General features: G+C 38.3%; 17 protein-coding genes. 15 read left to right on the forward strand and 2 right to left on the reverse strand.

Annotated elements, in window-relative coordinates; all coding sequences use genetic code 11:
- Positions 1-84: 84 nt before the first annotated feature.
- The 12 genes from J2Y40_RS11850 to J2Y40_RS11905 all read left to right on the forward strand — a co-directional run bounded on the left by J2Y40_RS11850 (position 85) and on the right by J2Y40_RS11905 (position 11,848).
- The gene (locus J2Y40_RS11850) at positions 85-1,080 is read left to right on the forward strand and encodes an outer membrane protein assembly factor BamD (RefSeq protein WP_153396481.1); all 996 of its coding nucleotides are present in this window, start codon (positions 85-87) and stop codon (positions 1,078-1,080) included.
- Positions 1,081-1,121: 41 nt separating this feature from the next.
- Positions 1,122-1,445, forward strand: a complete 324-nt coding sequence (locus J2Y40_RS11855) for a DNA-directed RNA polymerase subunit omega (RefSeq protein WP_027372958.1) — start codon at positions 1,122-1,124, stop codon at positions 1,443-1,445.
- Positions 1,446-1,569: 124 nt separating this feature from the next.
- A complete protein-coding gene (coaBC, locus tag J2Y40_RS11860) occupies positions 1,570-2,775 on the forward strand; it encodes a bifunctional phosphopantothenoylcysteine decarboxylase/phosphopantothenate--cysteine ligase CoaBC (protein WP_309999119.1) in 1,206 nt (401 codons plus the stop codon).
- 36 nt (positions 2,776-2,811) lie between these two features.
- A complete protein-coding gene (locus tag J2Y40_RS11865) occupies positions 2,812-3,717 on the forward strand; it encodes a DUF4835 family protein (protein ID WP_309999121.1) in 906 nt (301 codons plus the stop codon).
- 61 nt (positions 3,718-3,778) lie between these two features.
- Positions 3,779-4,237: an SMI1/KNR4 family protein gene (locus tag J2Y40_RS11870; protein ID WP_309999123.1), complete on the forward strand. Its 459-nt coding sequence runs from the start codon at positions 3,779-3,781 to the stop codon at positions 4,235-4,237.
- Between the two features lie 95 nt (positions 4,238-4,332).
- On the forward strand, positions 4,333-5,982 hold the full coding sequence (locus tag J2Y40_RS11875; protein ID WP_309999125.1) for a DNA repair protein RecN: 1,650 nt from the start codon (positions 4,333-4,335) through the stop codon (positions 5,980-5,982).
- A gap of 53 nt (positions 5,983-6,035) precedes the next feature.
- Entirely contained in the window at positions 6,036-7,502 is a 1,467-nt protein-coding gene (locus J2Y40_RS11880; protein ID WP_153396472.1) for a DUF5687 family protein, read from the forward strand.
- A gap of 4 nt (positions 7,503-7,506) precedes the next feature.
- Entirely contained in the window at positions 7,507-8,238 is a 732-nt protein-coding gene (locus J2Y40_RS11885) for an ABC transporter ATP-binding protein (protein ID WP_153396470.1), read from the forward strand.
- Positions 8,239-8,553: 315 nt separating this feature from the next.
- The gene (locus J2Y40_RS11890) at positions 8,554-9,489 is read left to right on the forward strand and encodes a Dyp-type peroxidase (RefSeq protein ID WP_309999127.1); all 936 of its coding nucleotides are present in this window, start codon (positions 8,554-8,556) and stop codon (positions 9,487-9,489) included.
- 124 nt (positions 9,490-9,613) lie between these two features.
- A complete protein-coding gene (locus tag J2Y40_RS11895) occupies positions 9,614-10,180 on the forward strand; it encodes an RNA polymerase sigma factor (RefSeq protein WP_153396466.1) in 567 nt (188 codons plus the stop codon).
- Entirely contained in the window at positions 10,161-10,778 is a 618-nt protein-coding gene (locus J2Y40_RS11900; protein WP_309999128.1) for a hypothetical protein, read from the forward strand. The genes J2Y40_RS11895 and J2Y40_RS11900 overlap by 20 nt, the downstream gene beginning before the upstream one ends.
- Positions 10,779-10,807: 29 nt before the next feature.
- Positions 10,808-11,848: an outer membrane beta-barrel protein gene (locus J2Y40_RS11905; RefSeq protein WP_153396462.1), complete on the forward strand. Its 1,041-nt coding sequence runs from the start codon at positions 10,808-10,810 to the stop codon at positions 11,846-11,848.
- 233 nt (positions 11,849-12,081) lie between these two features.
- Here the strand turns inward: J2Y40_RS11905 and fumC are convergent, their stop codons facing one another.
- A complete protein-coding gene (gene fumC, locus J2Y40_RS11910) occupies positions 12,082-13,476 on the reverse strand; it encodes a class II fumarate hydratase (protein ID WP_153396460.1) in 1,395 nt (464 codons plus the stop codon).
- A gap of 221 nt (positions 13,477-13,697) precedes the next feature.
- Here fumC and J2Y40_RS11915 point away from each other — a divergent pair, with 221 nt between their 5' ends.
- Positions 13,698-15,305 (forward strand): fumarate hydratase, encoded by a 1,608-nt coding sequence (locus J2Y40_RS11915; RefSeq protein ID WP_153396458.1) that lies wholly within the window; start codon positions 13,698-13,700, stop codon positions 15,303-15,305.
- Between the two features lie 94 nt (positions 15,306-15,399).
- Positions 15,400-15,684, forward strand: a complete 285-nt coding sequence (locus J2Y40_RS11920) for a hypothetical protein (RefSeq protein ID WP_185113860.1) — start codon at positions 15,400-15,402, stop codon at positions 15,682-15,684.
- Between the two features lie 341 nt (positions 15,685-16,025).
- On the opposite strand, the gene J2Y40_RS11925 is transcribed toward J2Y40_RS11920, so the two are convergent.
- Positions 16,026-16,916, reverse strand: coding sequence for an AraC family transcriptional regulator (locus tag J2Y40_RS11925; protein WP_309999318.1), 891 nt, complete (start codon positions 16,914-16,916; stop codon positions 16,026-16,028).
- A 123-nt stretch (positions 16,917-17,039) separates the two neighbouring features.
- Between J2Y40_RS11925 and J2Y40_RS11930 the strand changes: the two genes are divergently transcribed.
- Positions 17,040-18,092, forward strand: coding sequence for a T9SS type A sorting domain-containing protein (locus J2Y40_RS11930; RefSeq protein ID WP_309999129.1), 1,053 nt, complete (start codon positions 17,040-17,042; stop codon positions 18,090-18,092).
- Positions 18,093-18,199: the final 107 nt, after the last annotated feature.

The raw sequence follows: 18,199 nt of genomic DNA on the forward strand, positions 1-18,199 counted from the left end.
AAAAAAAAATCTATTGGCAAAAAAGTTATATTTTTGCAAATTAGTAAATCGGCTGTGTAATCCGAAAACTGTTGAATTTTTTATATGAAAAAATATATTTTAGGCCTTTTTGCAGTAGCAGTGGTTTCATCATGCGTAAGCCAGCAGGAAAGAGCCATGAGAAGTGCTGACAAGAATTTTATCTTAAAAGCAGCTAATGAAAACTTTGCTAAAAAGAAGTGGAAGAATGCATTAGCCCTTTACGACAGACTTACCAACCTTGTGGCAGGAACGGATGATTTTCCTAATGTAGGTTTCAATACCGCTTATGCCAACTATTACGATGAGAACTACAAACTGGCAGGACATCAGTTTAAGAACTTTGCCGTAAACTTTTCTAAAGATCCGAGAGCGGAAGAAGCTTCCTATATGTCTGCTTTATGTTACTATGAAGGTTCTATGGATTATAACCTGGATCAGTCTACTACCGAAACAGCAATCAATGAATTACAGGATTTCCTGAATAATTATCCTAACTCAGAAAGATCTAAAAATATAGGCCAGCTTATTGATGAACTGTCTTATAAATTAGAGTTCAAAGCCTATGAAAATGCAAGACAGTATTTCAAAATGGGTGACTATAAAGCGGCTAACGTAGCTTTGGATAATGTTCTGGAAGATTTCCCAAGTACAAAACTTCGTCCGAAGATTTATGATTATATCATGAAGTCCCGTTATGAACTGGCAACAAAATCTATTTATGACCTTAAGGATGAACGTATTGAAAGTGCCCTTTCTTACACTAAAATGGTAGAAAAAGAACTTCCTAATACAGAATATTCCAAAACAGCAGTAGACCTGAGAGGAAAGCTGGAAAAAGAAAAACAGAATTTCGTTGTTGTTAAAAAACAGACTGAAGCGAGAATTGCAGCAATGACAGAAAAACAGAAAAGAGAAGCTGAAAAGCTGGCTGCAAAGAATAAAACCGACCAGCAGATCAAAGATCAGATCAGCAATGAAAAGAAAGCAATGCAGATCCAGAGGGACAGTGCGGCACTTCAGACCCCTCCGCCGGCAGCGACTTTCAAAATTCAAAGATAATTCGTAAATTTGCCATCTTAAAATAAAATAATTTTCTCAAAATGAGTGTAAAAGATACAAAAGCAGAAGTAAATACTATTACTTACGATAAAGATAAGATTGAAGATAAAGTAGGTTCAATCTATGAAGCTATTGTTATCATGGGAAAGAGAGCAGAGCAGATCAATGCGGAGATCCGTACGGAACTTCACAATAAACTTGATGAGTTTGCTGTTCACAATTCCACATTGGAAGAAGTTTTCGAAAACAGAGAGCAGATTGAGATCTCCAAGCATTACGAAAAACTTCCAAAGCCGACTTCAATTGCTATTGAAGAGTGGTTAAACGAAGATATCTATTTCAGAAAGACAGAAGACAGAAAATAGTCATTTGTGTTTTTTATATATGAAGGTCATAAGGGAATTCAGTTCTTTTATGACCTTTGTCGTTGGATAAACCGTCTTTGTGCGAAAAAATAAGTAATTTAGTGATTCAAAAAATTAAAACTAAATGAGTATTTCCGGTAAAAAGATACTTATCGCTGTTTCTGGAGGAATTGCGGCCTATAAAATCCATTTCCTGATCAGGGACTTTATAAAAAAAGGGGCTGAAGTTCAGGTGATCATGACTCCCGATGCAGAGCATTTTGTAACCAAGCTGAGCCTTTCCACCCTTTCCAAAAAACCTGTTTATTCCGATTTTTACGGTGATAACGGAAACTGGAACAGCCATGTGGAGCTCGCTTTATGGGCGGATGTGATGATCGTGGCGCCGTGTACCGCCAATACCCTCTCAAAAATGATCCACGGAATGTGTGATAATCTGGTTATTGCGACTTACATGTCTGCGAAATGCCCGGTATTCATTGCTCCGGCTATGGATCTTGATATGTATGCACATCCTTCCACTATAAAAAATCTTGAGTTGGCAGAAAGCTATGGTCATAAAATTATTCCTGCGGAAAGTGGGGAACTGGCCAGCGGATTGGTAGGACAGGGAAGAATGGCAGAGCCGGAAACTATTGGAAATACCGTTGAAAACTTTTTTGCTTCTTCGGGGAAAACCAAAAGCCTTGAAGGAAAAACAGTGCTTATTACCGCAGGGCCAACCTATGAAGCCATTGATCCGGTGAGATTCATCGGAAATCATTCGTCCGGGAAAATGGGCTTTTCCTTAGCAGAAGAAGCCTCAAAACGGGGAGCAAAGGTCATTCTGATCTCAGGACCAAGCTCACTGGTTACCCATGATGCAGCCATTGATTTACATAGAGTGACCTCGGCAAAAGAAATGCTGACCAAAGTTTTTGAATTTTATGAAGGTGTAGATATTGGGATTGCCAGCGCTGCTGTTGCAGATTATGCCCCGAAAGAAATTGCTAAAGAGAAAATTAAAAAGAATGATGAGAACCTGACGATTGAACTGGTTAAAAATCCCGATATTCTTAAAACAATGGGTGAGAAAAAGACCCGCCAGTTTTTAGTAGGCTTTGCCCTGGAAACCCAGAATGAAGAAGAAAACGCCAAAGGAAAGCTGGAAAAGAAAAACCTGGATATGATCGTGCTGAACTCTTTGCGTGACGAAGGAGCAGGCTTTAAAAACGATACCAATAAAATTAAAATATTTACCAAAACGGAAAAGAAAGAATTTAACCTTAAATCAAAAGATGAAGTTGCCGGAGATATTCTGGATTTCGTTGAGGCTCAACTTTTAAAATAATTTTAATAAATTTCCGTTCTCAATTTTTAATAGATAATGAAAAAAATCATAAGCTTATTTTTCCTGCTTTTTATATATCAACTTAGTTTTTCCCAGGAATTGCTTGCCAATGTGCAGGTTAACTCCCAGCAGCTGGGAGGAAGTAACCAGCAGGCCTATAAAGCTCTGGAGAAAAGTCTCAGGGATTTCGTTAATAATACAAGCTGGACCGGTAAAAAGCTTCAGAACTTTGAAAAAGTAAAGTGCAACTTTGCCATCGTTATTGCTGAGAAGGACGGAAACAGATATAAAGGCAGCATTGTCATTCAGGCGGTACGTCCGGTTTACAATACTTCATATGAGTCACCACTCGTTAATCTTCAGGATCAGAGATTTGCTTTTGAATATGTTGAAAATGAGAATCTTGTTTTTAACGAAAGACAGTTTTCAGGAAAAAACCTGATTGATGTAGTCAGTTTCTATGTATATCTGATCTTAGGGTATGATGCTGACAGCTTCCAGTCTATGGGCGGTTCACCATGGTTCTCAAAAGCACAGCAGATCGCTCAGAATTCCCAGAACAGGAATTACGAAGGCTGGAATACCATTAATGAACCTAGAAGCCGTACCATTCTGATCAACGAAATTATCAATCCAAACTGGAGCCAGCTGCGTTCTGCGATGTACAGCTATCACCGTGCCGGGTTAGATAATCTGTTCAATCAGGATCAGACCACAGCGAAAAAAGTAATCTTCGATGCACTTATGCAGTTGAAAATATATGAAAACTCTTTCCAGCAGGCCTATTTTTTCAATTTGTTCATCGACAATAAAAGTGATGAGATCTTCAATATTTTCAATTCCGGAAACAATGGTGGAATTGTGATGAATGATCTTAAGCAGCTGATGATGACTCTTTCTCCAAAATATACAGAGAATAAATGGAGCAAATGGAAGAATTAAGATATGGTAAAAGAAACGATTGAAGAAATTGTTGACAGAACCCTTAATTCCTGGGTAGAAAATGAAGCCAATCAGCTTCCGTGCGATATTGAAGAAGCTACTTGCCCCGGATCAGCCTGATGAGGAATGGAAATTCTGGCTTCCCGTTAAAAGTACGGTAACCGATACTGAACTTCAGGAACTTGAAGCAGAAACCGGATTTGTTTTCCCCGAAGATTTTAAAAAGTTCCTGAAACATAAACATTTTTACGAGCTTCAGATCTCAGAGATTTCTTTTTGCCCACATCCAATTAATGTATGGAGAGCCTCTCTTCGTGAAATGATGTTAGATACCTACCCCAGAGAATTTCTTTTTGATAAAGGATATATTCCGTTTGCCCTATACAGTGACTGGGGATTATTGTGTTTTGATACGCACCATCATAACGCTGTAGTTCGCTGGGATCACGAAGATGCTGAAACATTCGAATATCAGTACCAAGATTTCTATGAACTGCTAACTGAAATTTCAAAAGTATAAGTCTCATATTTAATCGATGTCTGCCGTTTCTGCTTTCGCTAAAAAAACTTATTTTTACAATCCATATTAACCTCTGATAAAAACGCGGATTATCCATGCTTTCAAGAATTTACATTAAAAATTTTGCCCTGATTGATACCCTTGATGTATCATTGCATAACGGTCTTCAGGTAATCACCGGAGAAACCGGAGCAGGAAAATCTATTATCTTAGGAGCTCTTAGACTTATTCTTGGTGAAAGAGCAGATGTGAAGTCTATTGCCAGCACGGAAGAAAAAAGTATTGTGGAAACTGAATTCGCTTTAAATAATCAGTTCAAAAAATTCTTCATAGAAAATGACCTGGATTATGAACATCAGACAATTATCAGACGGGAAATACTTCCTTCAGGAAAATCAAGAGCCTTCATCAATGATGTTCCGGTTACTCTTGATATCCTTAAAGAATTGTCTTCGCAGCTGATTGATATTCATTCTCAGTTTGAAACCTCCAACTTATTCACTCCTGAATACCAGTTTAAGATTATCGACGGACTTTCTGAAAATAAAACGTTAATTGAAGAATATCAGAATGTATTTTCAGATTTCCTGAGCCTTAAAACTCAGTTAAAAAAACTCCAGACTCAGCTTCTGGAAAACAGAAAGGAAAGTGATTATAAAACATTTCTGCTCAATGAACTGGAAGAACTGAAGCTGGATGATGTAGATTATGAAGATATGCAGAACCAGCTTTCTATTCAGGAAAATGCAGGAATGATCTCTGAAAATATCGGGCAGATTCTTTCCAGATTCCATCAGGAAGAAGTGGGAATTCTTTCCTTCTTTAATGAAGCTAAAAATAAGCTGTCCAGGATTGCTGAAGTTTCAGGAAGCTTTTCAGAATTAAATGAAAGGCTGGAAACTTCCTTCGTAGAATTGAAAGATATCATCTCCGAGCTTGAACATGAAGCGGAAAGAATAGAGATTAATCCTGAAAACCTGGCCTTTCTAACTGAACTTAATAATAAAATCAACGCCTTACTGCTTAAGCATAACGTTTCAGATCTTAATGAGCTGATTGAACTGAGAGACCAGCTGGCGGGAGAGCAGAAAGGCGCTTCAGAACTGGAAGCAGCCATTGAAGAAATAGAAGAGAATATTTCCAAAAAAGAAAAAACACTTCAGTCTCTGGCTGAAAAGCTGTCTAAAAACAGAAAGAAATCCGTTCCTGTCTTTATCTCAAAAGCAGAAGGGCTTCTTAAAAAATTAGGTCTTGAAAAAGCCAGAGTAGATATTGATCTGAAAGATGTACCGGAATTTAACCTGTTTGGAAAAGAAGGCATTCAGTTATTGTTCCAGGCCAATTCAGGATTCCCTTTAAAACCAATCCAGACCGCTATTTCAGGAGGAGAAAGATCAAGAGTGATGCTGGCTGTCAAAAAAATCATTGCGGAAAGTGATGAACTTCCTACCCTTATTCTTGATGAAATTGATACCGGGGTTTCCGGAAAAGTGGCCGAAGAGATTGGAAACCTGATGCGCGATATGTCAGGAGATATGCAGCTTATCGTTATCTCCCACCTGGCTCAGGTTGCTGCCAAAGGAAACAATAACTATAAAGTTCTGAAACAGGACATTGCCGGGAAAACCCAATCTACCATTGTTCCTTTAAGCGATGAAGAAAAACTGAACGAAATTGCACAGCTGCTTTCCGGAAGTAAGATTACGGATGCTGCATTGGCACAGGCAAAAGAATTGATTGGCTGAAAAATTCTGTAACATATCTTACATTATCTTTACTAATGTATAAAAACTAAGATATGTTTCTAAAATTCCTCAAGCTGGAGATTAAAAGCTTTTTCCGTGGTACTTCTGTAGGAGTGAATCTTGCAATGAAGATCCTGCGGTTTATCGGGATTGCTTATTTTATGGCCTGTCTGGCAGGCGGTGCTTTTATTGCTTTCTTCTATATACAGGAAGAAATACATCAGGATCCTTTGAAAGTGGTTTCCCGGTTTCTGATAGCAGCATGGGCGGTAGACCTGATCATGAAGTACATATGGCAGGAAATGCCTACCCAGAACATCAAGCCGTTCCTTACCCTCAATATTCCTAAGAATACCCTCGTCAATTATATGCTGACGAAAACGTTTCTTTCAGCATTCAGCTGGTTAAATTCTTTGTTTTTTGTTACATTTTGCGGGATTGCTTTGTTTAACGGATACAGCTTTGTTGGTATTTTAACCTGGTTTATCGGGATATCTCTGTTGTTTTATCTGAACAACTTTATCAATATCCTTTTCAATGATAAAGAAACCATTGCCATTATTATAGGATGTATCTTTCTGGCAGTGGGAGGGATGGCTTATTACAATATTATTCCGGTGCTTTCCTATTCTGAAAAGTTCTTCTACAGTTTTTACGATAAACCTTACTTTTTGGTCATTGCGGTAATCCTGTTTTCTGCTTTATGGAAAATAAGTTTCAACCATGTGCGTAAAGTATTTTATCTGGATCAGGGGCTTGAGGCTAAAAAAGAAGTCGGAAGAACAGAAAATATCGCTTTCCTCAATAAGTATGGGGTGATAGGAACCTTCATCAATAATGATATTAAAATGCTGAAAAGGAATAAAGTGACCAAAGGAATCCTTCTGGGCAGTTTTCTCTTTCTTTTCTACGGAATGCTTATGTTTTCATCACCATTGTATAAAACCCCAGCGATGATGATGTTTATGGGACTGTTTGTAACAGGAGGATTTCAGTTTCTTTTCGGACAGCGTGTTCCTGCTTTTGACAGCTCTTATTATCCGCTGATGATGACCCTGAATGTTCCTTACAAAGAATATTTAAAAGCAAAATGGTGGCTGATGAATATTGTGACTGCAGCTTCAGTGATTCTTGCTCTGGCTTATGTATATTTCGGCTGGGAAATTTATGTGACTTTTTTAGCAGCAGGGATTTATAATATCGGGGTTAATTCCCAGTTTACGCTTTGGTCGGGTGCATTTAACAAAACCCAGATCGACCTTAACTCAAAAGAAAAGAGATTTGGACAGAAAAATAGCTTTAACATTAAGGCTTTACTTCTTCTGATTCCTAAGATGCTTCTTCCTATGGCGGTTTTCGCATTGTCAAAATACATTTTTGGGATGACAGGAGCCGTAATAAGTATTGCGGTTTTGGGATTGATTGGCTTTCTGATCAGAGAAAAGATCTTCGATATTATCGTAAAGCATTATAAAAGAGAAAAATACAGTACAATAGACGCATTCAAAAATAAAGGTTAATACAATGATTACTATAAATAATTTATCCAAAACATACGGAACAGCAACTGTTCTTAACATAGAGAATCTGGAAATTCCTAATGGAGAAACTTTCGGCCTTGTAGGAAACAACGGAGCCGGAAAAACAACCCTTTTCAGCCTTATGCTTGATCTTATTCAGGCATCAACAGGCTTTGTAAGTATTGACGGGATTAAAGTGAATGAATCTGAAGCATGGAAAAGCAAGGTTTCAGCATTTGTAGACGATACATTTTTAATCGGGTACCTTACCCCTGAAGAATATTTTTACTTTATCGGTGAATTAAGAGGGCAGAATAAAGCAACGGTAGACGAGTTTCTGAAACAATTTCATGACCTTTTCAATGGCGAAATTTTAAAGTCTGGAAAATATGTGCGGGACCTGTCTAAAGGAAACCAGAAAAAAGTAGGAATTGTAGGCGCTATCATCGGAAATCCTGAAATCATCATTCTGGATGAGCCATTTGCCAACCTGGATCCGTCTACCCAGATCAAACTTAAAAATCTGATCAAAGAATTATCAAAGCAGGACGGGGTTACTTTCCTGATATCCAGCCACGATCTTTCCCATACGACTGAAGTTTGCAATAGAATTGTGGTGGTGAATAAAGGCCAGCTTGTAAAAGACATTAGAACCAATCCGGAAACCCTGAAAGACCTGGAACAATACTTTGCAGACCAGGTTTCATCTCCAGCAGCAGCCCAGGAACCTGTTTAAATTGTATTCATCAAGTTTATTAAAATCTGAGTAATCTGCCTGATCCGCAAGAATATAAAAATATCCATAAAGATCTGTGAAATTTGTGAGATCTGTGGGAACCCTTTTTTAACCACAACAGGTACAAAAGTTTTATTGCCACGGATACACTGATAAATTCTTGCATCCGTGGCAAAGAATTATTCCAACTACTAGGGGCACAAAAGATTTAATGCTGTGGGCGTTTTAAGTTGAATACTTTATGAATAGAAGTGCACTTAAGTTTTGATAATTTTCTTAAATTTAAGTCAAGCTTAAAAAAATATAAAGGAAAACATGGGAATAGAATCGCAAAATGTTACGGATTACCCTAACAGTAATACCATTTTTATGGTCTGGAAACTTCACGACAGCCTGCAGCTGAAAGATGTTTTTCAACAGCTCTGTGCTTTGGTTCTCAATCTTAATAATTCTGGTTTCAACAGGTTTCCGGACAGCAGAGTAAGCTGTGTCATGGGAATAGGTGCTGAAGCCTGGAAAAAGCTGGAACTTCCTACACCGCTTCCTAAAGAACTGGCTGTTTTTGAAGAAATAAAAGGAATAAAGCATACCGCGGTTTCCACGCCGGGGGATCTTCATTTTCATTTGAGGGCAGATAATAAAAGCCTGATCTTTGATATGGCGATTGAGATCTCAAAACTTCTCAGTTCCGTTGCGGAAAGCATTCTGGAAATTCACGGGTTTAAATATTGGGACGCCCGCTCTATTCTGGGGTTTGTAGATGGTACGGAAAATCCGCATGGTGATGACAGGGACTTTTTTGCCAAAGTAGGAGATGAAGATCTTCAGTATAAAGGCGGAAGCTATCTTTTTGTTCAGAAATACATTCACAATATGGATGCCTGGAAAAGCCTTTCCACACAGGAGCAGGAAAAAGTGATCGGAAGATCCAAAGAAAACGATATTGAAATGTCCGATGATGTAAAACCTTCCAATTCACATATTGCTCTGGCTAATATTGAAGGTGAAAATGGAGAAGAACTGAAGATTGTAAGAGATAATATGCCATTTGGAAGCCCTTCTTCCAATGAATTCGGAACTTATTTTATTTCCTATGCAAGTACATTCAGTACTACCAAAAGAATGTTGACCAATATGTTCATTGGAGATCCTCCGGGGAACTATGACAGGATACTGGATTTCAGTACAGCAATTACAGGAACCCTTTTCTTTGTTCCTACCAGAAATATGCTGGATGATTTTTCAGGATAATCAGAATACAGGCAGAAGTTATTTCTGTCTTTTTTATTACCCTTTTACCTTTTTTCAAAAAAAATATTTTTTTTGTGTAACCTTTTTAAACTTTCGTTGTCTTTATAATAGAAACAGATTAATCATGAAGCTTTTGTTCGGAAATAAAAAAGAAGATTTGCTAAGCCGCCTGAAAAGACAGGACCCGGCTGCTCAGAAAGTTTTTTATGAGCAGAACGTAAAGAAATTTCTGAGTACGGCCAAAAGCTATGTCAGTGATTTGTATCAGGCAGAAGATTGTGTAATCAAAGCTTTCTGCAAAATCTTTAAGCATATTGAAACTTTTCGGGGAGATGGAAATCTTGAGGGCTGGGCGAGAAGAATTGTGGTGAATGAATGCCTCAATTTTATCAAAAGCCACAAAACGGTTTTTTATATTGATGATGTAAACCCTGCAGTTCTGGTTGAAACCCACAACGAAGATCCAGTCTTCGATTTCAATGCCCAGGACCTTTTAGACCAGCTTCCGGATGCCTACAGAATGGTTTTTAACTTATATGTTCTGGAAGGATTTTCACATCAGGAAATTTCCGAGACGCTGAAGATTTCTGTTTCAGTAAGCAAAACCCAGTTGTTTCGCGCCAAAGAGAAGTTAAGAGCACTTTATCTTCAACAACAAAAAACAATGAAAAATGAACACACTCAGAGATAATTTAGACCAACGCATCAAAAAGCAGATCGAGGAAAGAGAGATTGCCCCTTCAAGAGATCTTTGGGCGGAGATTGAAATGCAGACGGCAGCAACCCCTTCAAAATTTAAGATGAACTGGATTCTGGCAGCAGCCTGTGTGATTCTTGCTTTCGGTTTAGGATTCGTTCTCTTTTTTAACACCGAAAAAGAACCCCCTGTAAATAGTAATATGGTTGAGGTAAAGCCGAAAGCATCAGGGAAAGAAACCCCTGTAAATCTAAATAAAGACATAGAACCTGCTTTGGCAGATCAAAAACAAAATATCATTCAGGAAAATAACAGATCTGTTGAAATTATTAAAGAAATTCCTGCTTCAAAAGCAATGGCAGAAGAAACACAAAAGCTTTCTGTAAAAGAAAAAGCCCCCTTGATTATTCCGTCTGTTCCGCAAATTCCTGTAGAGAAAATTATAGCAAAAACAGAAGATTCTTCAAAGGTTCGGGGAAAAAAGAAAAGATATGTGGATCCTTCTACACTGCTCTTTTCCGTTGAGCATAAAGATATCATTCAGAAAACCAAGGAAAGCAACGTTGCTTCAATAGATCTGAACGGAAAATAACCCTTTTTTAACAATAAAAAATTAATAATATGATCAAGAAATTTATCCTGATGGGATTCCTGTGCCTATTATCCGGCTCGGTGTATGCACAAAAAAAGACATTGACCTTTAACCTCCCGTCAAAAGAAGACAATGAAGTAAGTCCTATCGTAAAGGAAAAAGTAGATGAATACGCCAGAAAAATAGATGCGATCATCCAGGAAGAAAAAAAGAATATGGAAGCAGAACTGCTTGAAATTCAGAATAAAAACCTTGAAAGGTCTGAATTTGATAAACAGAAAGCAGCTATTGCAGATCGTTATTCAGAAAAAATAGATCAAAGAATCGAAGACCTTGGTTTTGATCTGGATACGGTTATCCAGAAACAGGTAAAATATTCACTTTTGAATTCTGATGTGACTTCAAAAGAAGAATTAAAAGAAAAGCTTCTGAAGAAATTTCGTCCTACAAAAGATGTCGGGGGATATATTTCATACGGAATCATGAATCTTACGAACAATAAGGCGGATAATAGTCTTGATAAAAACTTAGGCTATGCCGGAAACTTTGAATTTGGACTTAAATTCAATTACCAGTTCAGCAGAACCAGCGCATGGGGATTGATTTCGGGGATTGGATTTTCCTGGAGAACACTGAATATTGATAATAATATGTTTTTTACGAAAGACGGAAATGCGGATGTTTATCTGGCAAATTATGATAAAGGTTTAGACAAAAGTAAACTGAGAACAGGATACATCGTGATGCCGTTGGGAATACAATATAACTTCTCTAAGCTGAAAAATGCAGGGATGGACGTGCAGTACAGGGATTATCACAAAGGATTAAAAATAGGGGCAAATGTATATGGCGGAGTGAAAATGTCTACCAACAACATCATCAAAGGAGACGGGATCAGCCAGCGCGAAAGAGAAAATTATCAGGTTAATCCTTTCATCTATGGCGGACAGTTCACAGTTTCCTACAATGACTTCAGTATTTTCGTGAAAAAAGACTTTGGAAATTTCTTTAAAGACAACCGCTTTGAAAATGATAAAGCCCTGGTTTTCGGAGTAGGACTTTGGTGGTAAAAAACGTAACCATTCATATAAACAGAAAGAAAGCAGGGAGAGGGAAGTCAATGCAGCCTTAAAAAGACAATCCGGCTTTATTGAATTGTAGAGCCATTAAAAATTATTTTGATATAGAATTATCGGTTAAATAATAACTTCCAACTTCCGGCTTTTCATTCAACAAGTATTTTAATAGAAAAACCTCAGAAATTCTGAGGTTTTTCTATGGTATAGAGTTGTTAGTTAATGTATTATTTCAGGCTGCCAACCATATCTTCAGGCTTTACCCATTCATCAAACTGTTCAGCCGTTAAAAGTCCGAGGTTGATGGCTTCTTCCTTCAGGGTAGTACCGTTTTTATGGGCTGTTTTAGCAATTTTTGCTGCATTTTCATACCCTATATGTGTATTCAGCGCGGTTACCAGCATTAAGGATTTGTCTACAAGCTCTTTAATTCTTTCACGGTTGGGCTCAATGCCAACAGCACAGTGATCGTTGAATGAGATGCAGGCATCGGCAATCAGCTGTGCAGACTGAAGGAAATTATAAGCCATTACCGGTTTAAAAACATTCAGTTCATAATTCCCCTGGGTTCCTGCAAAAGAAATCGTTGTATCATTTCCTAAAACCTGGGCGCAAACCATCGTCATCGCTTCATTCTGGGTAGGATTTACCTTTCCTGGCATAATAGATGAACCAGGTTCATTTTCCGGAATGAGAATTTCCCCAATTCCTGAACGCGGACCTGAAGCAAGAAGCCTGATATCCTGAGCAATTTTGAATAGAGAAACGGCAAGCTGCTTCAATGCACCGTGAGACTCTACAATCGCATCATGGGCTGCCAGTGCCTCAAATTTATTTTCAGCGGTTACAAAAGGATGATTCGTGAATCGGGCGATATATTCGGCTACTTTTACATCATAACCTTTAGGGGTGTTCAGACCCGTACCAACAGCAGTTCCGCCTAATGCAAGTTCCGAAAGATGAGGTAACGTATTTTTTAAAGCCCTTAAACCAAATTCCAGTTGGGCAGCATATCCTGAAAACTCTTGTCCTAAAGTAAGCGGAGTGGCATCCATCAGGTGGGTTCTTCCGATCTTTACAATATCTTTGTAAGCTTCCGCTTTGGCAGAAATGGTATTTTTAAGTTTTTCAACCGCAGGAATGGTTGTCTCCACTACTTTTTTATAAGCCGCAATGTGCATGGCTGTTGGATACGTGTCGTTAGAAGACTGTGATTTATTCACATCATCATTCGGATGAACTTCCGATTGATCTCCCAAAGTTCCGCCGTTGTTCACATGAGCACGGTTTGAAATGACTTCATTGACATTCATGTTCGACTGTGTTCCGGAGCCCGTCTGCCAGATCACCAGAGGAAACTGATCGTTAAGCTTCCCTTCCAGAATCTCATCACATACTTTAGCAATCATATCTCTTTTCTCTGTTGAAAGTACACCTAATTCCGCATTGGTATAAGCTGCAGCCTTTTTCAGATAAGCAAAAGCATCAATGATTTCGTGAGGCATCGAACCTTCCGGTCCGATTTTGAAATTGTTTCTTGAACGCTCAGTCTGTGCACCCCAGAATTTGTCAGCAGGTACCTGAACCTCGCCCATAGTGTCTTTTTCTATTCTGTAATTCATTGTGATTGAAATTTTATAATCTGTTTGGTTTTCTGCCACATTTAAAAGAGTTTTGCGGTCTGATTATTTAATTCCTATAAAGTTACTTATTAACTCAGAACCTCACAATTTATAATCATTATAAATATCGATTTAAATGACTGATTTTACTCATGGTTTGAAGACAAGGAAAATATCATTGCGTAATTTTACACGACTTAAATTTTTCGAAAAAAGTAAATATGGAATTTAGATATCAGGATCCGTATCCGATTCAGAAAGATGATACGGTGTACAAGAAACTTACATCAGATTATGTGAAAGTGGAACAGTTAGGAAACAGAGAAATCTTAACCATTGATCCGAAAGGACTAGAACTTCTTGCAGAAGAAGCAATGGCAGATGTATCGTTCATGCTTCGTTCTTCACACCTTGAAAGTCTTAGAAGAATCATTGACGATCCTGAAGCTACAGATAATGACAGATTCGTTGCCTACAACCTGTTACAGAATGCAGCAGTAGCCGTTGAAGGTGCTCTTCCTTCATGTCAGGATACCGGAACAGCCATTGTGATGGGGAAAAAAGGAGAAGATGTTTACACCGGAGTTGAAGACGGTGAATATTTAAGCAAAGGGATCTTTAATACCTATCAGAAAAGAAACCTGAGATATTCCCAGGTCGTTCCTTTAACAATGTTTGACGAGAAAAACTCAGGCTCAAACCTTCCGGCACAGATCGACATCTATGCTAAGAAAGGAAACTATTACGAATTCTTATTTTTAACGAAAGGAGGAGGTTCAGCCAACAAAACCTTCTTATACCAAAAGACAAAATCCCTTCTGAACGAAAAATCTCTTGAAGAATTCGTTAAAGAAAGAATTTCAGATCTTGGAACAGCGGCATGCCCGCCCTATCATCTTGCGCTGGTTATCGGAGGAACTTCAGCAGAAGCGAACCTTGCGGCCGTAAAAAAAGCATCAGCCAAATACTATGATAATCTTCCTACTGAAGGAAATGAAGCAGGACAAGCGTTCAGAGACTTGGAATGGGAAGCAAAAGTTCAGAAAATCTGCCAGGAAAGTGCTATCGGAGCTCAGTTTGGAGGAAAATATCTTACCCATGACGTAAGAGTAATCAGACTTCCGCGCCACGCAGCTTCATGTCCTGTTGGAATGGGAGTTTCCTGTTCTGCAGACCGTAATATCAAAGGAAAGATCACCAAAGACGGGATCTTCCTGGAGCAGTTAGAAACAGAGCCGAAAAGATTCCTGCCTGACACTCCGCCGCATTTAGAAGAAGCGGTTGAAATAAACCTGAATAAGCCGATGCCTGAAATTCTGGCCGAGCTTTCAAAATATCCGATCAAAACAAGATTAAAATTAAACGGAACCCTGATCGTTGCCAGAGATATTGCCCACGCAAAAATCAAAGAAATCATCGACAGCGGAAAACCAATGCCTGAATACTTCAAAAACCATCCGATCTATTATGCCGGACCGGCTAAAACTCCGGAGGGAATGGCTTCTGGAAGTTTCGGACCTACTACCGCCGGAAGAATGGATGTTTATGTGGATGAATTCCAAAGCCACGGAGGAAGTATGATCATGCTGGCCAAAGGAAACAGAAGTAAAGATGTAACCAACGCGTGTGGTAAATACGGCGGTTTCTATCTGGGATCTATCGGAGGCCCGGCTGCAATTCTTGCCAAAGACAATATTGTATCCGTAGATGTGGTAGATTTCCCGGAATTAGGAATGGAAGCAGTAAGAAAGATCGAGGTAAAAGACTTCCCTGCATTCATCATTACAGATGATAAAGGCAATGATTTCTTTGCAGATCTTGCTCACTAATTAGTTTAAAATCAAAATAAATTATAAAATAGGGCTTGTATCTTTTGTGTAAAAAAATAAAAAGTCCTATTTTTGCCTAAAATCTTTAAGAGAAATGATAACGATTTTATCAGCATTTTGGCCGTTCTACCAGTTCCTTTGGACTGTATTCTTTATAATTATGTTCTTAGTAGGATTCTGGTGTATCTTCATGTTCTTCGGATTGGTTATCCCAATGTGGTTAACTGAAGGTCTGAAAGAATATTTCGGAAAAGTAAAACCTTTTGATCCTGAAGATATCAGAAGAAAAGAACTTAATGAGCAGGAAGGTGTAGAAGTAATCTTCAGCCAGCCTAAAGGGAACGGACCTTTCATCCACGATCACGGACATCATCATTAATTGATTGTCATTGCTTTTTCACCTGAATTCTGAAAAAGTAATATCAAAGCAAAACAACATATATAAACCGCTTAAGAAATTAAGCGGTTTTTTTATTGGAAAGAGCGTAAATTTATTAAGGTAATACAGACTAGATGCAAAACTTTAGGATGGACAAAAAAAACAGAGTTAGCAGAAAGCTGAGAATTATTTTTTCTCATTATACTTTTTCTTGAAAAAAAAGTATACAAAATTCAAGACTGGAATCATCCGCTAAAAATTGAAATTGGCTTCTAAAATTAGCGTATAAGAATGAAAATTCTGCATTAACCCAAAAACGATAATCATCATATTTTTCTTTTTCATCTCCCGTTTCTCATATTTTCAGGAGAAACCCCAAATTTCTTTTTGAAGGCACGGGTGAAATTCTGTACATATTCATATCCGCACTCAATCGCGATTTCTTTGATCATGATGTTTTCATCAATAATCATTTTCCTTGCTTTTAGCATTCTGAGTTCCAGGATATAATGGGCAGCTGTTATATGATACTGTGCTTTAAACGCCTTCCGTATTCTGTTCTGGCTGATTCCCATCAACTTTCCCAGCTCTTCAGCACGGATGTTTTGATGATAATTTTCATCGATGAATTTCCTAACCCTGGAAGAAACAGGAGAATTGATGTGAACCGCATCTTTTTCATTGAATTGTTCAAATACAAGCATCAGGAGCTTAATGACTTTGGCTTCAACAAATAACTTCTGCATTACTCCTTTTTTAGAATAAGAGATAATTTCTTTCAGAATCATGTGCATTTCTACCGTCATTTCCGGAGGCGTTTCCTTATGAAGAAAAATATAATGATTACGGATCATATTTTCCAGGATAGACGCATTTTCTTTGCTGGAGTCCGGTTCTATCAGGTTGAATATATATTGATAATTGATCTGGATCTGAACGAATTTTAATCCTTCCTGATGCGCTGTCCAGAGTTCAGCTGTATTTTCATGAGATGAATAATGAAGGATGTATTGGTTTTTTCTGAATATAAACTTTGCAGCACAGTCTGAGGTTTCAAGATGAATAGCAGGGCTGAGCATAAAAACAAGACTAAAGCTTCTTCTGCTTTCAGTCATATCAGATCTTAGGAACGCTTCAGAGCGGAGATCTTCATGCATGATGATTTTTATATCTCCTGAACTGAAAACTAATCCGTTGCCAGACTCTTCTCTCATATTACGGGTAGGGTACATTTTCAATAATAAAAGCTTTACACGATAACAAAAAGTTCGGAAATGATAACTCCGGATTAATCAGGTAAATTACTTTTGCGCAAAATTAAATTAAATTTAGAATAATTAAAAATAATAATGAAGATGATTCAACATTTACATTTGGTAATGCATAAAATAGGGCTGGGCTTAGTGGCTTTAATAGCTGCCGGAAGCTTTGTGTATGGACAGCAAACATCACTTACATCAAAGAACTGCAATAATACAGATCCTGGAAATACTCCGGGAGATACAGGCTGTGTGACTTTCACGTATCTGGGGCAGTCTGTTACCTATACCACCGTAAGAGGAGGTGATGGGAAAATATGGTTACAGCAAAACCTTGGAAGTTCTCAGGTGGCAACAGATAAAGCGGATGCAGCTTCATACGGCGATCTTTTCCAATGGGGAAGATGGGATGACGGGCATCAGCTGAGAAATTCAGTAATTACAGCTGCTCCGGATGAAAATTTTCCATCAGGACTGGCCGGGAATAGCTCTTATGTAGCCGGAGATCCTGCATGGTGGGCCGAATTTCAGGGGGGAGACCAATGGACAGCTTCTGATCTGGGAAATGTAACACCGGGCAGAGGAATAGATCCTTGCAAAGCCGTAGGATCCGGATGGCAGATGCCTACACAGACAGAGTGGGAAATGATTGTTGGGGCAGAAAATATCAATAACCCGGCAACAGCCTATAGTAGCCATCTGAAACTACCGGCATCGGGCTACAGAAGTTCAGGAAACGGAGGTTTTACATTTGTAGGACAGCGTGGCTATTTCTGGAGTTCAGATACTTCCACCCTCGGAGCAAAATATCTCTATGTAGGAACAATAAATGCCAATCCTTCGGCAGGGGCCCCAAGGGGACAGGGGGCAGCAGTAAGATGTATCAAATCAGGCCCCGTTTTGGGAATATCTGAAACGATCAGAACAAATACCATCGGAATTTATCCCAATCCTACAAAGAATATCCTTTATATTAAAGCAGATTCCCTGATTGACAGTGTAAATCTGTTCAATATGGCAGGCCAGAAAATAAATATACAGTTTTCAGACAATCAGATCAACATGAGTGGGCTTCCCAATGGAAATTATATGGTAGAATTGAAATTGAAGAATGGACAACGTCTTTCTAAAAAAGTGATTAAAAATTAATATCCATATCGTTTGATTGATCAATAAAAGCTTTTGTCGACCTCCATTTAAAATTCAGTTTATATTTAGAAATAAATAAAAAAATAGTTCATTACAATTACTTTTAT

The sequence above is a fragment of the Chryseobacterium sp. 2987 genome, assembly GCF_031456375.1.
In the GTDB taxonomy this organism is placed as follows: domain Bacteria; phylum Bacteroidota; class Bacteroidia; order Flavobacteriales; family Weeksellaceae; genus Chryseobacterium; species Chryseobacterium vaccae.

Excerpts from the sequence above, each read along its gene's own strand:
- J2Y40_RS11850 (WP_153396481.1), top strand. The coding sequence starts at position 85 with ATGAAAAAATATATTTTAGGCCTTTTTGCAGTAGCAGTGGTTTCATCA.
- J2Y40_RS11855 (WP_027372958.1), top strand. The coding sequence starts at position 1,122 with ATGAGTGTAAAAGATACAAAAGCAGAAGTAAATACTATTACTTACGAT.
- coaBC (WP_309999119.1), top strand. The coding sequence starts at position 1,570 with ATGAGTATTTCCGGTAAAAAGATACTTATCGCTGTTTCTGGAGGAATT.
- J2Y40_RS11865 (WP_309999121.1), top strand. The coding sequence starts at position 2,812 with ATGAAAAAAATCATAAGCTTATTTTTCCTGCTTTTTATATATCAACTT.
- J2Y40_RS11870 (WP_309999123.1), top strand. The coding sequence starts at position 3,779 with ATGAAGCCAATCAGCTTCCGTGCGATATTGAAGAAGCTACTTGCCCCG.
- J2Y40_RS11875 (WP_309999125.1), top strand. The coding sequence starts at position 4,333 with ATGCTTTCAAGAATTTACATTAAAAATTTTGCCCTGATTGATACCCTT.
- J2Y40_RS11880 (WP_153396472.1), top strand. The coding sequence starts at position 6,036 with ATGTTTCTAAAATTCCTCAAGCTGGAGATTAAAAGCTTTTTCCGTGGT.
- J2Y40_RS11885 (WP_153396470.1), top strand. The coding sequence starts at position 7,507 with ATGATTACTATAAATAATTTATCCAAAACATACGGAACAGCAACTGTT.
- J2Y40_RS11890 (WP_309999127.1), top strand. The coding sequence starts at position 8,554 with ATGGGAATAGAATCGCAAAATGTTACGGATTACCCTAACAGTAATACC.
- J2Y40_RS11895 (WP_153396466.1), top strand. The coding sequence starts at position 9,614 with ATGAAGCTTTTGTTCGGAAATAAAAAAGAAGATTTGCTAAGCCGCCTG.
- J2Y40_RS11900 (WP_309999128.1), top strand. The coding sequence starts at position 10,161 with ATGAACACACTCAGAGATAATTTAGACCAACGCATCAAAAAGCAGATC.
- J2Y40_RS11905 (WP_153396462.1), top strand. The coding sequence starts at position 10,808 with ATGATCAAGAAATTTATCCTGATGGGATTCCTGTGCCTATTATCCGGC.
- fumC (WP_153396460.1), bottom strand. The coding sequence starts at position 13,476 with ATGAATTACAGAATAGAAAAAGACACTATGGGCGAGGTTCAGGTACCT.
- J2Y40_RS11915 (WP_153396458.1), top strand. The coding sequence starts at position 13,698 with ATGGAATTTAGATATCAGGATCCGTATCCGATTCAGAAAGATGATACG.
- J2Y40_RS11920 (WP_185113860.1), top strand. The coding sequence starts at position 15,400 with ATGATAACGATTTTATCAGCATTTTGGCCGTTCTACCAGTTCCTTTGG.
- J2Y40_RS11925 (WP_309999318.1), bottom strand. The coding sequence starts at position 16,916 with ATGTACCCTACCCGTAATATGAGAGAAGAGTCTGGCAACGGATTAGTT.
- J2Y40_RS11930 (WP_309999129.1), top strand. The coding sequence starts at position 17,040 with ATGATTCAACATTTACATTTGGTAATGCATAAAATAGGGCTGGGCTTA.